The sequence below is a fragment of the Billgrantia sulfidoxydans genome, from assembly GCF_017868775.1.
Classification (GTDB): domain Bacteria; phylum Pseudomonadota; class Gammaproteobacteria; order Pseudomonadales; family Halomonadaceae; genus Halomonas; species Halomonas sulfidoxydans.
The window spans coordinates 362,822-376,438 of record NZ_CP053381.1; the positions used below are offsets into that span (position 1 = coordinate 362,822).

The 13,617-nt window shown below is 68.1% G+C and carries 14 protein-coding genes; 10 read left to right on the plus strand and 4 right to left on the minus strand.

Features of this window, described 5'->3' with window-relative positions:
* Nucleotides 1-52 precede the first annotated feature (52 nt).
* The 8 genes from HNO51_RS01705 (at nucleotide 53) to HNO51_RS01740 (ending at nucleotide 8,939) form a co-directional block, all read left to right on the plus strand.
* Nucleotides 53-1,003 carry a hydroxymethylglutaryl-CoA lyase gene (locus HNO51_RS01705; protein ID WP_197449344.1) on the plus strand — a complete coding sequence of 317 codons (951 nt, stop codon included), beginning with the start codon at nucleotides 53-55 and terminating at the stop codon, nucleotides 1,001-1,003.
* Between the two features lie 2 nt (nucleotides 1,004-1,005).
* Nucleotides 1,006-2,211, plus strand: coding sequence for a CaiB/BaiF CoA transferase family protein (locus HNO51_RS01710; protein ID WP_197449345.1), 1,206 nt, complete (start codon nucleotides 1,006-1,008; stop codon nucleotides 2,209-2,211).
* Nucleotides 2,212-2,296: 85 nt separating this feature from the next.
* Nucleotides 2,297-3,292, plus strand: coding sequence for a Bug family tripartite tricarboxylate transporter substrate binding protein (locus HNO51_RS01715; RefSeq protein ID WP_197449346.1), 996 nt, complete (start codon nucleotides 2,297-2,299; stop codon nucleotides 3,290-3,292).
* Nucleotides 3,289-3,762: a tripartite tricarboxylate transporter TctB family protein gene (locus HNO51_RS01720; RefSeq protein WP_209538324.1), complete on the plus strand. Its 474-nt coding sequence runs from the start codon at nucleotides 3,289-3,291 to the stop codon at nucleotides 3,760-3,762. Before HNO51_RS01715 ends, HNO51_RS01720 begins: the two co-directional genes overlap by 4 nt.
* Before the next feature lie 9 nt (nucleotides 3,763-3,771).
* Nucleotides 3,772-5,265 carry a tripartite tricarboxylate transporter permease gene (locus HNO51_RS01725; RefSeq protein WP_197449348.1) on the plus strand — a complete coding sequence of 498 codons (1,494 nt, stop codon included), beginning with the start codon at nucleotides 3,772-3,774 and terminating at the stop codon, nucleotides 5,263-5,265.
* Between the two features lie 150 nt (nucleotides 5,266-5,415).
* The gene (gene nirK / locus HNO51_RS01730; protein WP_209538325.1) at nucleotides 5,416-6,819 is read left to right on the plus strand and encodes a copper-containing nitrite reductase; all 1,404 of its coding nucleotides are present in this window, start codon (nucleotides 5,416-5,418) and stop codon (nucleotides 6,817-6,819) included.
* Nucleotides 6,820-7,128: 309 nt separating this feature from the next.
* Nucleotides 7,129-8,298 (plus strand): zinc-dependent alcohol dehydrogenase, encoded by a 1,170-nt coding sequence (locus tag HNO51_RS01735; protein ID WP_209538326.1) that lies wholly within the window; start codon nucleotides 7,129-7,131, stop codon nucleotides 8,296-8,298.
* Nucleotides 8,299-8,342: 44 nt separating this feature from the next.
* Nucleotides 8,343-8,939, plus strand: coding sequence for a hypothetical protein (locus HNO51_RS01740; RefSeq protein ID WP_197449351.1), 597 nt, complete (start codon nucleotides 8,343-8,345; stop codon nucleotides 8,937-8,939).
* An 80-nt stretch (nucleotides 8,940-9,019) separates the two neighbouring features.
* Here the strand turns inward: HNO51_RS01740 and HNO51_RS01745 are convergent, their stop codons facing one another.
* Nucleotides 9,020-9,199 carry a hypothetical protein gene (locus HNO51_RS01745; RefSeq protein ID WP_209538327.1) on the minus strand — a complete coding sequence of 60 codons (180 nt, stop codon included), beginning with the start codon at nucleotides 9,197-9,199 and terminating at the stop codon, nucleotides 9,020-9,022.
* Nucleotides 9,200-9,382: 183 nt separating this feature from the next.
* Here HNO51_RS01745 and HNO51_RS01750 point away from each other — a divergent pair, with 183 nt between their 5' ends.
* On the plus strand, nucleotides 9,383-10,720 hold the full coding sequence (locus HNO51_RS01750; protein WP_197449353.1) for a deoxyguanosinetriphosphate triphosphohydrolase: 1,338 nt from the start codon (nucleotides 9,383-9,385) through the stop codon (nucleotides 10,718-10,720).
* A gap of 123 nt (nucleotides 10,721-10,843) precedes the next feature.
* On the opposite strand, the gene HNO51_RS01755 is transcribed toward HNO51_RS01750, so the two are convergent.
* On the minus strand, nucleotides 10,844-11,758 hold the full coding sequence (locus HNO51_RS01755) for a nuclease-related domain-containing protein (RefSeq protein WP_209538328.1): 915 nt from the start codon (nucleotides 11,756-11,758) through the stop codon (nucleotides 10,844-10,846).
* Nucleotides 11,759-11,907: 149 nt separating this feature from the next.
* Between HNO51_RS01755 and HNO51_RS01760 the strand changes: the two genes are divergently transcribed.
* Nucleotides 11,908-12,777, plus strand: a complete 870-nt coding sequence (locus tag HNO51_RS01760) for an NAD-dependent protein deacetylase (protein ID WP_209538329.1) — start codon at nucleotides 11,908-11,910, stop codon at nucleotides 12,775-12,777.
* Here the strand turns inward: HNO51_RS01760 and HNO51_RS01765 are convergent.
* Both HNO51_RS01765 and HNO51_RS01770 read right to left on the minus strand, forming a co-directional pair.
* The gene (locus HNO51_RS01765) at nucleotides 12,749-13,150 is read right to left on the minus strand and encodes a YbaY family lipoprotein (RefSeq protein WP_197449356.1); all 402 of its coding nucleotides are present in this window, start codon (nucleotides 13,148-13,150) and stop codon (nucleotides 12,749-12,751) included. The genes HNO51_RS01760 and HNO51_RS01765 overlap by 29 nt on opposite strands.
* A 16-nt stretch (nucleotides 13,151-13,166) precedes the next feature.
* Nucleotides 13,167-13,541: a translation initiation factor Sui1 gene (locus HNO51_RS01770; RefSeq protein ID WP_209538330.1), complete on the minus strand. Its 375-nt coding sequence runs from the start codon at nucleotides 13,539-13,541 to the stop codon at nucleotides 13,167-13,169.
* Nucleotides 13,542-13,617 lie beyond the last annotated feature (76 nt).

Below are 13,617 nucleotides of genomic sequence, written 5' to 3' on the forward strand. Positions count from 1 at the left end.
TAAGTGAGCCGGCTACGTACAGTCGAGGAAATCCCTTGCCTGGCTAACCATCATGCTCGACGGGATCAGGGCGCCCAAGCGGGTGCACGTCACCGAGGTGGGCCCGCGCGATGGCCTGCAGAACGAGAAGGTGCTGCTCTCCACGGCGCAAAAGGCCGAGCTGGTGCGCGCCCTGGTCGCGGCCGGGGTGCGCGAATTCGAGCTGACCTCCTTCGTCAGTCCCCGCGCGGTGCCGGCCCTGGCCGATGCCGCGGAGCTGGTGGCCGAACTCCGCGATATCCGGGACGTGCACTTCTCGGCGCTGGTGCCCAACCTGCGCGGGGCCGAGCGGGCCTTGGAGGCCGGCATCGACTCGGTGGTGCTGTTCGTCTCGGCTTCGGAAACCCACAACGCCAAGAACGTCAATGCCAGCGTCGATGAGTCGCTGGCGAGCTTCGAGCAGGTGGCGCGGCGCCTCGAGGGCAGCGGCATCGAGCTGCGCGGCGCCATCGCCACCTGCTTCGGCTGCCCCTTCGAGGGCGACGTCGAGGTCGCCGCGGTGGGGCGCATCGCCCGTCACTTCGCCGACCTCGGCGCGCGCTGCGTGTCGCTGGGCGACACCACCGGCATGGCCACGCCGCCGCTGGTGGCGGAGCGGATCGCCCACCTGCGCGAGGTGGCACCCGGGGTGGCGCCCACCCTGCACTTCCACAATACCCGCGGCATCGGGCTGGCCAACGTCATGCAGGGGCTGGCGCTGGGCGTCGATCGCTACGAGAGCTCGATCGGCGGGCTGGGCGGTTGCCCCTTCGCGCCGAAGGCGACGGGCAACATCGCCAGCGAGGACCTGGTCTACCTGCTCGGCGAGATGGGCATCGAGACCGGCATCGACCTGGAGCGGATGATCGCGGCGGCGCAACTCGCCACCCGCCTGATGGGGCGCCCCCTGCCGGCGCAGGTCTCCAAGGCGGGCCCGCGGCTGGCGCTGAGCGACTGCTCGGCGGTGCCCACGGCAAGAGGATGAACATGACGAATTCACCAGCCCAGGCGGCGGGAAGCCTGGAGGGCATCCGCGTGATCGACCTCACGCGGGTCATCTCGGGGCCGTTCTGCACCCAGATACTGGGCGACCACGGCGCCGAGGTGATCAAGGTCGAGCCGCCGGGGCGCGGCGATATCGTGCGCTCCCAGGGCAACATCATGGACGGCTTCAGCTGGTACTTCGCTCAGTTCAACCGCAACAAGCGCTCGCTGACGCTCGATCTGCGCAGCGAAGCGGGCAAGGCGATCCTGCATCGCCTGCTGGAGGGGGCCGACGTGCTGGTGGAGAATTTTCGCCCCGGCGTGCTGGAGAAGATGGGGCTCGCCGACGCCACGCTGCGCGAGCGCTACCCCCGCCTGGTCGTCGGGCGCATCAACGGCTTCGGCTCCACCGGGCCCTACCGCGACCGGCCCGCCTACGACTTCATCGCCCAGGCCATGAGCGGCTTCATGGGCGTCAATGGCCCCGCCGACGGCGAACCCATGCGCGCGGCGCCGCCGATCAGCGACATGGTGGCCAGCCAGAACCTGGCCTTCGGTATCTGCGCGGCGCTGGTGCGGCGCGAGCGCAGCGGGCAGGGCGATATCGTCGAGACTGCGCTGACCAACGGGCTGATCGGCATGATGGGCTACCTGGCGGCGGAGTACTTCGCCACCGGCCAGGTCCCGGCGCGCACCGGCAACGACCACCCCATGCTCTATCCCTACGGTCTGTTCCGCGCCAGCGACGGCGAGGTGGCCATCGCCCCCAGCAACGACATCATGGTCGAGCGCTTCCTGCGGGCGCTGGACATGCTGCACCTGCTCGACGACGAGCGCTTCGCCGACAACGCCCGGCGCATGGTGCACCGCGAAGCCCTGCGCGAGATCCTGACGCGGGTCATCGAGCGGCGCAGCGTCGACGCGTGGATCGCGCATCTCAACCGGGCCGGGGTGCCGTGCGGCCGCGTCCACGACCTGCGCGAGACCTTCGACGATCCTCAGGTCCAGGCCCAGCAGATGAAGATCGAACTGGACCAGGGCCCCCTCGGTCGGATACCCGCGACCGGCTTCCCGGTCAAGATGAGCGAGGCCCCCGCGGCGGTACACCGCCCCGTCCCCGACCTCGGCGAGCATAGCGACGAGGTCCTGCGCGAACTGGGCGTTGATGAGGATGGAATAGCGGAACTTCGGGCGCGGGGCATTATATGAGCTAACCTGCAAGGAGCGCGGCGCCTCGTGCAGCGCCGCGCGGCAGTGCCCGCCACAAACACAATGAACAGCGAGGGACACGACAATGCGTACCATCAAGCATGCCCGCCACGGTCTCGCCGCCTCCGCCCTGCTGGGGCTGGGCCTGGCCATCAGCTCACCGAGCCAGGCGCTGCCCATCAGCGAGTGCATCGCCCCGGCCGACCCCGGCGGCGGCTGGGACTTCACCTGCCGCTCGGTGGCCAAGCTGCTGCGCGAGCTGGAATTGACCGACGGCGCCGTGCAGGTCACCAACATGCCGGGCGGCGTGGGGGCCGTGGCGTTCTCCAACGTCGCCAGCAGCCGCGCCGACGACAGCGACCTGATCGTGGCGACCAGCACCGTGGGCATGACGCAGATCGCCCAGGGCCAATACCCCGGCGACGCCGATACCATGCGCTGGCTGGCCATGCTGGGCACCGACGTGGGCGTGATCCTGGTCGATGACGAGAGTTCTTACGAGACCCTCGAGCAGCTGCTCGACGCCATGGTCGAGGATCCCGCTGCCGTTGCCATGGCCGGCTCGAGCGGCGCCGGTGGCTGGGATCACATCCGCGCGCTGCTGCTGGCCAAGGAGGCGGGCATGCCGGCCGATCAGATGGCCAGCGTGCGCTGGGTGCAGTTCGACGGCGGCGGCCCGGCCGTGACCCAGATGATGGGAGGACACGTCGACATGGTCTCCACCGACCTCGGCGAGATCGCCGGCTTCATCGAGTCCGGCGACGTGCGGGTGCTGGCGGTCCTGTCCGACGAGCCGCTGCCCGAGCCCTTCGCCGACCTGCCCACCGCGGTGTCCCAGGGGTATGACGTGACCGGCTACAACTGGCGTGGCTTCTATACCGGTGGTGAAGTCTCCGACGAGGACTACGCAAGCATGGTCGAGACCCTCGAGACGCTCTACCAGAGCGACGAGTGGAAGGAGACCGCCCAGCAGAACGGCCTGGTGCCGCTGTGGCGTGGCGGTGAAGAGTTCACCGACTACGTTTACGAGACCATCGACGAGGTCGAGTCCGTGTCGCGCGAGATCGGTGTCATCGAGTGAGTGAACCCGGACTGAATACGGATCAGGTCTCGGGCGCCGTCGCCGATCGTATCGCCGGCGTCGTGCTGCTGCTGATGGCAGTGGGGGCGTGGTGGTATTCGCACACCTTCCCCGCCGGCTTCGGCCAGGTCGTAGGGCCCGGCGCCTTTCCACGTCTCGTCAGCGTGCCGATGGGCCTGTTCGCGGCCTATCTGGTGATACGCCCCGGCGTCAATCAGCGCTGGCCGCAGCGCGCCGCCCTGCTCAGGCAGGGGGCGGCGCTGCTGCTGCTCGGTATCTACGCCGGCGTTCTCAAGTTGCTGGGCTTCCTGCCCGCCAGTCTGGTCTGCGTGGTGCTGCTGATTCGTCTGTTCGGGGCAACCTGGAGGGCCTCGCTGGTCTGCGGCGCGCTGCTGACGGTCTCGCTCTATCTGCTGTTCGAATTCGCCCTCGGCATGCCGCTGCCCAACATGCCGGGCCTCGACTGGTAAGGCGTCTCGATGGATATATTGGCTTTTCTCGCCCAAGGCTTCGCCGTGGCGCTCGAGCCCCAACACCTCTTTCTGGCGCTGGTCGGCTGTGCCGTGGGCACGCTGATCGGGGCGCTGCCGGGGCTCGGCCCGGTCAACGGGGTGGCACTGATGATCCCGCTGACCTTCAATTTCGGCCTGGCGCCGACCGCGGCGCTGATCCTGCTGGTCAGCATCTACTACGGCTGCATGTACGGCGGGCGCATCAGCTCGATCCTGCTCAACATTCCCGGCGACGAGCCCGCGGTCATGACCACCCTCGACGGCTACCCCATGGCGCTCAAGGGGCGTGGCGGCGAGGCCCTGGGGCTTTCCGGCGTGGCCTCGTTCGTCGGTGCCACCGTGGCCACCATCGGGCTCACCCTGTTCGCCCCGCTGCTGGTGGGGTTCGCCATCCGCTTCGGCCCGGCCGAATACTTCGCCCTGTTCGTGCTGGCCTTCGCCACCATCGGCGGGGTGACCAGCGGCAGCCTGGTGAAGAGCTTCCTCGCCGCCTGCCTGGGCCTGCTGCTGGGGACGGTGGGCATCGACTCGGTGAGCAGCGTGCCGCGCTATACCTTCGGCTGGTACGAGCTCTACGACGGCATCGACTTCATCGTGGCCCTGGTGGGCCTGTTCGCCATCTCGGAGTGCCTGGTGTTCCTCGAGGACATCCGCGGCAGCAACAAGCCGACCCTCAGGGTCGGCTCGGCGATTCCCGGCATCCGCAGCGCCTGGAAATGCGCGCCGACCATCGGGCGCAGTTCGTTCATCGGCTTCGTCGCCGGCGTGCTGCCGGGCGCCGGCGCCGCACTCGGCAGTTTTCTCTCCTACACCCTGGAGCGCCGCTGGCTGGGGCGGCGCGGCAGCTTCGGCCAGGGCGACCCGCGCGGCGTGGCGGCGCCGGAGGCGGGCAACAACGCCGCCGCCGGCGGCTCGCTGATTCCCATGCTCTCGCTGGGCATTCCCGGCAGTGGCACCACGGCAATCCTGCTGGCGCTGCTGCTGTCGATGAACATCACTCCGGGGCCGCTGCTGTTCACGCAGCAGCCCGACATGGTGTGGGGCCTGGTGGCGGCGTTGTTCATCGGCAACGTGATGCTGCTCGTCCTCAACATCCCGCTGGTGGGGCTGTTCGCCAAGGTGCTGCAGGCCCCCGGCTGGTTCCTGATGCCGATGGTGGTGATGGTCGCCTTCGTCGGTGTCTACTCATTGAGCAACAGCGCCTTCGACCTCTACATGATGCTCGCCTTCGGCGTGCTCGGCTACGTGCTGCGCAAGCTCGAAATGCCCGCCGTGCCGGTAGTGCTCGGGCTGCTGCTGGGCGGCCAGATGGAGTACAACCTGCGCCGCGCCATGTCACTCTCGGGCGGCGACTGGAGCATCCTGTGGAACAGCGGCATCACCGTCGGCATCTACGCTTTCGCCGTCACCCTGATCGTGGCCGGGATGGTCTATGGCTGGATGATTCGCCAGCGGCGTTGACGGCGATTGTCGCAGGTCAACTTTTCGCTCATGTCTCATTCGAAAGCCGTAGGCTGGAGGTCGCTTCCTGACATGGGTCAACTTAAACAAGTATTCAGAATGCTACTTTCAAATCGTCTCCCAAGGTAATTCCTCCGTGAGGAAAAGACGATGAAATTCACCCGTAGCGTTCTCGCCCGCTCCGTCGCCCTGCTCGCTACCAGCGCGGCGCTCGCCAATCCCGCTTTCGCCGCTCACGGCGAAGTCTTGAGTCCCGCCGACGTCACGCCCGACGTGACCTACACGCTGCGGACCGCCGTAGCCGACGGCAAGCTGGTCTTCGTCGGCGACAAGGGGGACATCAAGGATGTCATCAATCCCGACCTGCACGCTCCCGTCGGGGCGGTGGTGCAGATCAACCTGATCAACGGCGACGGCGCCATGCACGACATCGCGCTGCCCGAGTTTGGCGTCGACTCCGACGACATCAGCGGCCAGGGCGCAGCCACCGCCGTGGCCTTCCGCGTCGATGAGGAAGGCAACTTCGAGTACCTGTGCAGCATTCCGGGGCACAAGGCGGCCGGCATGGTCGGCAACCTCATCGTCGGCGATCCGGTGCCGGGCGAAGCGCGGGAGGCGGCCCCGGACCTGTCGATGGACCCCCACGCCGTCGGTGAACCGGTGGGCGACCGCGGCCCGCAGGAGGTCACCCTCAACCTCGAGACCACCGAGCGCGAAGGCCACCTGGCCGACGGCTCGAGCTACCGCTACTGGACCTTCAACGACACCGTGCCGGGCCCCTTCGTACGGGTGCGTGTGGGCGACACCGTCCACGTCAACATGAGCAATGCCGAGGACAGCGCCCACATCCACTCGGTCGACTTCCACGCTGTGACCGGCCCCGGCGGCGGGGCAGCGGTGACCCAGGCGGCCCCTGGCCAGACCAAGAGCTTCAGCTTCCAGGCGCTCAATCCCGGCCTCTACGTCTATCATTGCGCCACGCCGATGGTCGCCCAGCACATCTCCAACGGCATGTACGGCATGATCCTGGTCGAGCCGGAAGGCGGCCTGTCGCCGGTGGATCGCGAGTTCTACATCATGCAGGGCGAGCTCTACACCGCCCAGCGCCACGGTAGCCAGGGGCTGCAGGAGTTCTCTCTCGACAAGCTGCTCGACGAGCGCCCCGAGCACCTGATGTTCAACGGCAACATGGATGCGCTGACCCAGACGCACAAGATGGAGGCCGACGTGGGAGATAACGTGCGCATCTTCTTCGGCGTCGGCGGCCCCAATGCCACCTCCAGCTTCCACGTCATCGGCGAGATCTTCGACAAGGTCTACGACCAGGCCTCGCTGACCAGCCCGCCGCTGACCGACGTGCAGACCACGCTGGTGCCCCCGGGCGGCGCCACCATGGTCGAGTTCGAGGTCGAGTACCCCGGCAAGTACATCCTCGTCGACCATGCGCTCTCCCGCCTGGAGAAGGGGCTGGCCGGTTTCCTCCACGTCAACGGCGAGGAGAGTCCCGAGGTCTTCCAGACCGAGGAGGCCCACGACCCCAACTCCGGCCACTGAGCCGCGTCACTCCCCTCCATCGCGCCCCGCCCAGCCGGCGGGGCGCCTGCCGTTGACGTGACGCTTCGATGGCAGTGCCGTGACAGCCCTCCCTCGCCTCGTACCAAGTCGCTCGCCTGGCGCCGCGTCAGGTCTCCGTGGCGGGTCGCCACGCCCACGAGGGACGGATAGCGGGGCTGTAGTCACGCCCTTCGGCAGAGGGTCGGGATAAGGTCCGTTACCCAGCCGCTCAATTCCCTTACCTGCTGCCTCGGGCGGCTGAACTATGGTGGTGGGAGAGCCTTCGTTCGGACAACAGGGAGAGAGTCCATGAAAGCGCTGTGTTGGCACGGAAAGAACGACATCCGCTATGAAACGGTTCCCGACCCGCACCTCGAACACCCCCGCGATGCCATCGTCAACGTGAGCAGCTGCGCCATCTGCGGCTCCGACCTGCACCTCTATCACCACTTCATTCCCGGCATGGAGTCCGGCGACGTGGTGGGGCACGAATTCATGGGCGAGGTCATGGAGGTCGGCGCCGAGGCCGGTGACCTCAAGGTCGGCGACCGGGTCGTGGTGCCCTTCACCATCACCTGCGGCGAATGCGATCAGTGCCGGCGCGGCAATTTTTCCGTGTGCGAGCGCTCCAACCGCAACAAGGCATTGGCCGACAAGGTCTTCGGCCACGGCGGGGCGGGGCTGTTCGGCTACTCCCATCTCACCGGCGGCTATGCCGGCGGCCAGGCGGAGTACGTGCGTGTGCCGTTCGCCGACCAGACGCACATCAAGGTGCCCGACAGCCTGAGCGACGAGCAGGTGCTGTTCCTCGGCGACATCTTCCCCACCGGCTGGCAGGCGGCGGTGGCCTGCGAGATCGAGCCCACCGATACCGTGGCCATTTGGGGCGCCGGGCCGGTCGGCCAGTTCTGCGTGCGCAGCGCCGTGCTGCTCGGCGCCGAGCAGGTCGTAGTGATCGACAACGTGCCCGAGCGGCTGGCCATGGCCGAGGCCGGCGGGGCGATCACCATCAATTTCGACGAGGAGAGCGTGCTCGCCCGGCTGCAGGAGCTCACCCACGGCAAGGGGCCCGAGAAGTGCATCGATGCGGTGGGGCTGGAGTCCCACGTGCCACGTTCGATCGACTCCGTCTACGACCGCGTCAAGCAGGCGATGATGCTGGAGAGCGACCGCGCCCACGTGCTGCGCGAGATGATCTACGTCTGCCGTCCGGCCGGCATCCTGTCGATCCCGGGCGTCTACGGCGGCCTGGTCGACAAGATTCCCATGGGGCCGTTGATGAACAAGGGGCTGACGGTGCGCACCGGCCAGACCCACGTCAAGCGCTGGACCGACGGCCTGCTGCGGTTGATCGGCGAGGGCCAGATCGATCCCTCCTTCGTGGTGACCCACACCGCGGGACTCGAACAGGGGCCGGACATGTACAACACCTTCCGCGACAAGCAGGACGGCTGCGTGAAGGTCGTGCTCAAGCCTTGAGGGGCGCTGACGGAACACGTGCGTGACAGGACAAGGAGGTGAACATGAATCTCGATCGTAGCCGTTCATTGCAGCCCAGCGACCGGATGGCGCGAGGGCTGGGCTGGCTGGGTATCGGCCTGGGACTCTACCAGCTCCTGGCGCCGCGCAGCGTGACCCGCGCGCTGGGCGTCGAGGGGGCGGAAGCCATCGTGCGGACCTGCGGCGCGCGCGGGGTGGCCACCGGCGTCGGCGCGCTGACCGTCAACCCCGGCCCCGCGCTGTGGGCGCGCAGCGCCGGCGACGCGCTGGACCTGGCGGCACTGTTGGCGCTACTGGCCGACCGCGACCACCCCAAGCGGGGCAGCGTGAAGTTGGCCCTGCTGTTCGTGGGGGCGGGTACCGCAGCGAGTCTCTATTGCGCCCAGGCCCAGACCCGTGAGCGCGCTTATCGGGGTGGACGCACGCCAGACTACAGCGGCCGCAGCGGCTTCCCCCTGGGCGTGGAGCGTGCCCGCGGCGCCGCGGCGAGCAGCGGGCTGCCCTCGCGTCCCGCGGCGCTGCCGTCGCCGGCGCGTTCACCGGGGCCGCGGTTGCAGGCAACGTCATCGCGGCAGCGCGATACCAGCGGCTATGCCAAGGGCAGTGACTACGACTACTGACCCCGAGCCGCCACGAGCCACACGCCAGAGGCCGAACCGCAGCGGTTCGGCCTCTGGCGTGAACGGGTCGGGAATAGCGCTCAGCCGCCGCCTATGCCCTCGATGACATAGCCGGAGCCGCCGCAGTCGGGGCAGGTGCGGTTCTCGATCCTGCCGTCGCCCTTGCACGTCGGGCAGACGTTCTGGCCGGTCCCGGGTGTACCGGGAGGGGCCTCGTCGCCCGGCTGCTCGGGCCGGGTCGCATCAGGTTTGCGTGTCATGGGGTGCCTCCTTGCCAGTGGGTGGGCGCTCCGCGCAGAGCGACGCCTGGCGACATGCGTCCTCTCGCAGGGCGCGCACTGACAAGTTAGGCGAGCCCTGCGGCAGGCGACAAGCGAGACGGTGGCGGCGGTGATGGTCATGCAACCGGGGCAGTGCCAGAATGGGGCTTCAGGAGGAAGCCCATGACGCAGATGCACTGGCAGCAGTTGCTCGACCCTTCGCGGCTGCACGGAAAGCCCACCAGCGGCCGTGACGAGATCGGCCGTAGCCCGTTCCACAAGGATCACGACCGCATCGTCTTCTCCGGTTCGTTCCGGCGCCTGGGGCGCAAGACCCAGGTGCACCCCTTGACCGACAACGACCATATCCACACCCGCCTGACTCACTCCCTGGAGGTCGGCTGCGTGGGGCGCAGCCTGGGCATGATCGTCGGCGAGCTGCTGCGCGAACGCCTGCCGAGCTGGATCACCCCGGCCGACCTCGGCGTGATCGTGCAGGCCGCCTGCCTCGGGCACGACATCGGCAATCCTCCCTTCGGCCATGCCGGCGAGTACGCCATTCGCGACTGGTTCAAGCGCGCCGAGGCCGATGGCAGCGGCCTGCTCGAGGGGCTCACCGAGCGTGAGCGGGCCGACCTGCTGACCTACGAGGGCAATGCCCAGGGGTTTCGCATCGTCACCCAGATCGAATACAACCAGTTCCGCGGCGGCATGCGGCTGACGGCGGCGACCCTCGGCACCCTGCTCAAGTACCCCTGGACCGTGGAGCACGGCGGCGGTGCCGGCAAGTTCGGTTGCTATCAATCGGAGCGGCCGCTGCTCGATGACGTGACCCGCTGCCTGGGCCTGCTGCCGCGCGGCGAGGGGCGTTGGTGCCGCCATCCACTGGCGTGGCTGGTCGAAGCCGCCGACGACATCTGCTATGCGCTGCTGGATCTCGAGGATGGCCTGGAGATGGGCATCCTGCGTTTCGAAGAGGTAGCCGACGTGCTGCTGCAGATCGCCGGCGACGCGCCGCCCGACTATCCGCGCATGGCTCGCGACGGCGTCTCGCAGCGGCGCCGCATCGCGGCGCTGCGGGGGGCGGCCATGGAGCGTGCGGTCAATGACGTCGGCGCCGTGTTCGTCGAGCACGAGAGCGCGCTGCTGGGCGGCACCCTGACGTCCGACCTGCTCGAGCTCTGCCACCCCGACCTGGGCTGGGGCGTGGCGGCGGCCAAGCAGCTCGCTCGCGAGCGCATCTTCCAGAACGAACGCAAAGCCAAGCTGGAAATCGGCGCCTACACCACCCTCGGCATCCTGCTCGAAGCCTTCATCGGCGCTGCCCACGAACTGCACTACACCGGCCACGCGAGCTTCAAGCACCAGCGGGTGCTGGCGCTGATCGGCGAGAACACCCCACGCCCCTCCTGGCCGCTCTACGACAGTTACCGGCGCATGCTCGACTTCATTGGCGGCATGACCGACCACTACGCGGTGGACCTGGCCCAGGAGATGGGCGGGCGCCTCAGGGGGGACTGAGCGGAAGTACGCATCGCGATCGCCTGGCCGATTTCCCCGCTCGCGACAGCCTGGTTCCCCAGGATCGCGGGCGCTGCGCCAGGCGTTTGCGTATCGCCACCCACGAGGCCGAATGAGCCGGCGTCAGATCGAGGGCTCGCACAGCGTCGGGTTGTGATCCAGCTCCGCGGAACGCTCGATCAACGCCGCGATCACCTTGTCGTGCAGGGCGTCATCCAGTGGCTCGAGCCGATGTTCGCTGAGCTGACTGGCCAAGCCTTCGCCGCTGACCACCATCAGGCCCTCGGGCGTGCCGGCACAGGTAATGTCCCAGCCGGGCAGGGCGAGCACGCCCATCACCGGTACCGGCTGGCCGCAGCGCTGCTCGAGCCATGCGCCGAGCCAGCGCGAGGCGCCAAGCACCTTGGCCAGGGGGCGATGCTCGCTCCAGCCGGGGAAGCGCAGCCGCTGCGGTTCGACCGTGACCAGGTTGATCTCGCGTCCGTCGGCGGTGAAAGGCCGTGAGCGGGCGCGTGTCTCAACCGCGAACACGCCGTGCGGGGTAACGGCCACATGGTCGATGATGCCGCTGTCGGTCGGTACGTCGTGGAAGACGTAATAAGGATGGGCCTCGGGACGCACCAGGCGCTCCAGCTCCTGACCCACCGCCAGCTCGCAGGCGAGCCCCAGCTTGATGCGCCGGATATGCTGGAAGTCGCGAATCAGCAGGAAGCAGTAGACCAGTACCAGCACGGTACTCAGTGCGCCGTAGAGCGCCCATTCGAGCCAGTTCTGGCGGCTGGCGAAGAGCATGCGGCCCATGCCATACACCAAGGGGGCCAGGGTCACGATGGGCCCCAGCGCGCCGTTGAGGAACAGCGTGGCAAAGGCGCGGTCGAGCCGATCGCGCAGGGCCTGGCCGGGCTCGCGCAGCTGGCGGGCATTGAACGGCGAGCGAACGCGGGCATCATGCAGGTTACGCAAGGCGATGACGATGACGGCCATGGCCCCGAGGGGGAACAGAAATATGAGAGGCAGCAAGTATTCCAGCCAGGCCATCGGGGTTCGTCCTTGCCGGTAAGCGTCACACAAGCATTACATTCTAGACAACCTGAGGCACGCAGGGCCATGTTCAGTACTAACATTGTCCGAAAACTGTCTTTTCAGACTATGCCTCGGGCCATGCGCTGCATCATGACGGATAGACGATGAACGATACACGACAGCCCGCCGTGACAGAAGCCATCGAACGCCTGCGAGCCTTCATGGCCCGTCATCCGCGCCTGGCCGTGCTGACCGGCGCTGGCGTCAGCACCGAGAGCGGCATCCCCGATTATCGCGATGCCTCGGGGGCCTGGAAATGCGCGCCGCCCATGCAGCACCGCCAGTTCATGGCCAGTCATGCCGCGCGCCAGCGCTACTGGGCGCGCGCCCTGATAGGGTTTCGTGCGCTGCATCGCGCCCGTCCCGGGGATGCCCACCGGGCTCTGGCGCGGTTGGAGCAAGCCGGCAGAGTTCATGGCGTCATCACCCAGAATGTCGACGGGTTGCATCAGAAGGCCGGTTCGCGGTGTGTCGTCGACCTGCACGGTCGCGCCGAGCTGGTGCGCTGCATGGGCTGCGGCGCCCTGCGCATGCGCCACGACCTGCATGCGGAGCTGGCCGAGCGCAATCCCCATTGGCTGGAGGTGAGAGCCGAAATACGGCCGGATGGCGATGCCGATGTCGAGACGGACTTCACCGACTTCGAGGTACCCGGCTGCCGTCGCTGCGGCCAGGGCATCTGGAAACCCGACGTGGTGTTCTTCGGCGACAGCGTGCCGCTCGAACGGGTGGCTCGCGCCCGGACCATGGTCGACGAGGCCGATGCCCTGCTGGTGGTGGGATCGTCGCTGATGGTCTACTCCGGCTATCGCTTTGCACGTCAGGCGGACGCCGCCGGCAGGCCGATCGCTTGTCTCAACCTGGGACGTACCCGGGCCGATGCGCTCTACGCACTCAAGCTCGAGGCGCCGGTAGGGGAGGTGCTCGCGGCGGTTGCCGCCACGTTCACCGGCGCGGGTCGAGCGGCAGGTTGAGCGGCCCCTCGCCCGGCGTCGGGACGGGCGCCGGCTCGGAAGTGACATGGGTCAGGCTGCCCTGCTGGCGCAGCTCGGCCGACAGCCGCGGCGAGCGGGCCTCCTCGAGGGTGCGGCGGTCGAAGCGCAGCGTGACCGGCCAGGGCCCGCTGCCGCGCGGCGTGGCGCGGGTCTCCGCCAGGGTGCCGCCGGCATCCCGCAGCTGGACTCGCAGTTCGGCCTCTTCGGTGGGCGCCAGCCCAGGCGGGGGCTCGACGCGAACGTCGAGTTCGGCGAAATCCGGAGCCCCGGCGCAGCCGGCCATCACCAGCAGTGCCAGCGCAGCGACGCCGAGGCGTGTCCGGCGCCGCAGGGCAGAACCAAGCAACGTCATTTTTCCCCTCCCTCGTTCAGCCGCCGGCGAGCTTGACGGTATAGCCCAGGCGCTCGAGCTCGGCCTTGAGCCGCTCGCGGTGGTCCCCCTGGATCTCGATGACCCCATCGTGTACCGAACCGCCGGTACCGCAGCGCTTCTTGAGGTTCTTGGCCATTGCCTTCAGCTCAGCGCTAGCCAGCGGCAGGCCTGTGACGGTGGTCACCCCCTTGCCCTTGCGCCCGCTCGTTTCGCGTCGCAGACGGACGATTCCGTCGAGCGCGGCGATGCGCTTCTGCTCGGCCAGTTCGGCGCAGCGACACTCGTCTTGTGGCTGGCGACAGTGGGGGCAGATGTCGCCATGTTCGGTGGAATAGACCAGGCCGCGCAGCTGGTCCTGCAATGTGGCCATGGAAGCTCCTGGCATCTCGAAGGTCGTCGTGTGCTGCCGAGATGATAACGCCCGCGGGAGCGTATGCCTACGCGCC

Excerpts from the sequence above, each read along its gene's own strand:
- HNO51_RS01770 (WP_209538330.1), bottom strand. The coding sequence starts at position 13,541 with ATGGCCACATTGCAGGACCAGCTGCGCGGCCTGGTCTATTCCACCGAA.
- HNO51_RS01740 (WP_197449351.1), top strand. The coding sequence starts at position 8,343 with ATGAATCTCGATCGTAGCCGTTCATTGCAGCCCAGCGACCGGATGGCG.
- nirK (WP_209538325.1), top strand. The coding sequence starts at position 5,416 with ATGAAATTCACCCGTAGCGTTCTCGCCCGCTCCGTCGCCCTGCTCGCT.
- HNO51_RS01755 (WP_209538328.1), bottom strand. The coding sequence starts at position 11,758 with ATGGCCTGGCTGGAATACTTGCTGCCTCTCATATTTCTGTTCCCCCTC.
- HNO51_RS01735 (WP_209538326.1), top strand. The coding sequence starts at position 7,129 with ATGAAAGCGCTGTGTTGGCACGGAAAGAACGACATCCGCTATGAAACG.
- HNO51_RS01725 (WP_197449348.1), top strand. The coding sequence starts at position 3,772 with ATGGATATATTGGCTTTTCTCGCCCAAGGCTTCGCCGTGGCGCTCGAG.
- HNO51_RS01710 (WP_197449345.1), top strand. The coding sequence starts at position 1,006 with ATGACGAATTCACCAGCCCAGGCGGCGGGAAGCCTGGAGGGCATCCGC.
- HNO51_RS01705 (WP_197449344.1), top strand. The coding sequence starts at position 53 with ATGCTCGACGGGATCAGGGCGCCCAAGCGGGTGCACGTCACCGAGGTG.
- HNO51_RS01750 (WP_197449353.1), top strand. The coding sequence starts at position 9,383 with ATGACGCAGATGCACTGGCAGCAGTTGCTCGACCCTTCGCGGCTGCAC.
- HNO51_RS01715 (WP_197449346.1), top strand. The coding sequence starts at position 2,297 with ATGCGTACCATCAAGCATGCCCGCCACGGTCTCGCCGCCTCCGCCCTG.
- HNO51_RS01745 (WP_209538327.1), bottom strand. The coding sequence starts at position 9,199 with ATGACACGCAAACCTGATGCGACCCGGCCCGAGCAGCCGGGCGACGAG.
- HNO51_RS01765 (WP_197449356.1), bottom strand. The coding sequence starts at position 13,150 with ATGACGTTGCTTGGTTCTGCCCTGCGGCGCCGGACACGCCTCGGCGTC.
- HNO51_RS01760 (WP_209538329.1), top strand. The coding sequence starts at position 11,908 with ATGAACGATACACGACAGCCCGCCGTGACAGAAGCCATCGAACGCCTG.